This window comes from Microbacterium sp. Bi128 (genome assembly GCF_918698205.1).
In genome coordinates, this window is record NZ_CAKKMM010001228.1 from 1 (window position 1) to 1535 (window position 1535).

General features: G+C 67.6%; 2 protein-coding genes and 1 pseudogene. 2 read left to right on the forward strand and 1 reads right to left on the reverse strand.

Annotation, left to right across the window (positions count from 1 at the left end; all coding sequences use genetic code 11):
- A pseudogene (locus tag LQV45_RS31515) lies at positions 1-155 on the forward strand (amino acid ABC transporter permease); the annotation flags it as partial.
- On the forward strand, positions 152-889 hold the full coding sequence (locus LQV45_RS31520) for an amino acid ABC transporter ATP-binding protein (protein WP_230011330.1): 738 nt from the start codon (positions 152-154) through the stop codon (positions 887-889). The pseudogene LQV45_RS31515 and the gene LQV45_RS31520, both read left to right, overlap by 4 nt.
- Before the next feature lie 79 nt (positions 890-968).
- Here LQV45_RS31520 and LQV45_RS31525 read toward each other — a convergent pair.
- A partial coding sequence (locus LQV45_RS31525) for an aminotransferase class III-fold pyridoxal phosphate-dependent enzyme (protein ID WP_230011332.1) occupies positions 969-1535 on the reverse strand: 567 nt, incomplete at its 5' end.

A 1535-nucleotide genomic window follows, 5' to 3' on the forward strand; every position in this document is an offset into this window, starting at 1 on the left:
CGCCACTGGTTGCCGCCGCGTTCATGTACCTCATCCTGACCGTTCCGCTCACCCACTTGGTCAACTACATCGACAAGCGTCTGCGCACCGGCCGTCCGGAGAAGCGTCAGCCTGACGACGCCGCGGCCTTGATCGGGAAGGGAGCACAGCCATGAGCGAATTCGCCTCCGGCTCGCTGACCGGCAAGAACCTGCACTTGTCCTTCGGCACGAACCATGTCCTCCGCGGCATCGACCTTCATGTCGAGAAGGGCACCACCGCCTCGGTGATCGGGCCCTCCGGCTCAGGGAAGTCCACGCTGCTGCGTGTCATGAACCGCCTGATCGAACCGGACCAGGGCGACATCCTGCTCGATGGCCGCTCGGTCCTGAAGGACAACCCGGACGAGCTGCGCCAGCGGATCGGCATGGTGTTCCAGCAGTTCAACCTGTTCCCGCACAAGACCGTGGTGGACAACGTCTCGCTGGCGCTGCGGAAGCTGCGCAAGCTGCCGGCCGAGCAGGCACGGGCCGAGGCCCTCGAGCAGCTCGACCTGGTGGGGCTCAAACACAAGGCCGACGCGCGCCCTGCCAACCTCTCCGGCGGCCAGCAGCAGCGTGTCGCCATTGCCCGCGCCCTGGCCATGAAGCCGGAGGTGATGTTCTTCGATGAGGCCACCTCCGCCCTCGACCCCGAGCTCGTCAAGGGTGTGCTGGCGCTGATGGCCGACCTCGCCAAGGGCTGCATGACCATGGTGGTGGTGACCCACGAGATGGGCTTCTCCCGCAATGTCGCGGACACCGTGACGTTCATGGACGCCGGCGTCGTCGTCGAGTCCGGTCCCCCGGAACAGATCTTTACCAGCCCGCGGACCGAGCGGCTGCAGGGGTTCCTCGCGGACGTTCTGTAGTTCGCTCCAGCGTCACGGCAGCTTAAATGACTGATGGCACCCGCAGCGGCGGGTGCCATCAGTCATTTAAGGGCTGGGGCTATGGCTTAGCGCCGGCCGCCGCCTTCGCCGCGGCCGGGAGGGCGTCGAAGATCCGGTTCATCGCGGCGTCGTCGTGCGCGGCGGAGAGGAACCAGGCCTCGAAGACCGACGGCGGCAGGTAGACGCCGGAGTCCAGCATGGAGTGGAAGAACGGGGCGTAGCGGAACACTTCCTGGCCCTGGGCGTCCTCGTAATTGTGGACACCCAGGGCGCCCGTACCGAAGGCGACGGAGAACAGGTTGCCTGCGCGCTGGATGGAGTGGTCCACGCCGGCAGCATCGAGTGCGGAGGACAGCGCCGCGGAGAGTTCCAGCGAGCGGGCATCCACGAACGAATAGACCTCGGGGGTGGCGTGCGTGAGGGTCGCGACCCCGGCGGCCATGGCCACCGGGTTACCGCTCAGAGTCCCGGCCTGGTAGACGGGGCCCAGCGGCGCCAGGTAGTCCATGACCTCCGCGCGTCCGGCGAGAGCCGCCGTCGGCATGCCGCCGCCAATCACCTTCCCAAATGTCAGCAGGTCCGGGGTCCACGGCTGGGCCTCACCGGCGGCGCCGCCGGTGAGGCC

Bases quoted from the DNA above. Each gene is read 5' to 3' on its own strand.
- LQV45_RS31520 (WP_230011330.1), top strand. From the start codon at position 152: ATGAGCGAATTCGCCTCCGGCTCGCTGACCGGCAAGAACCTGCACTTG.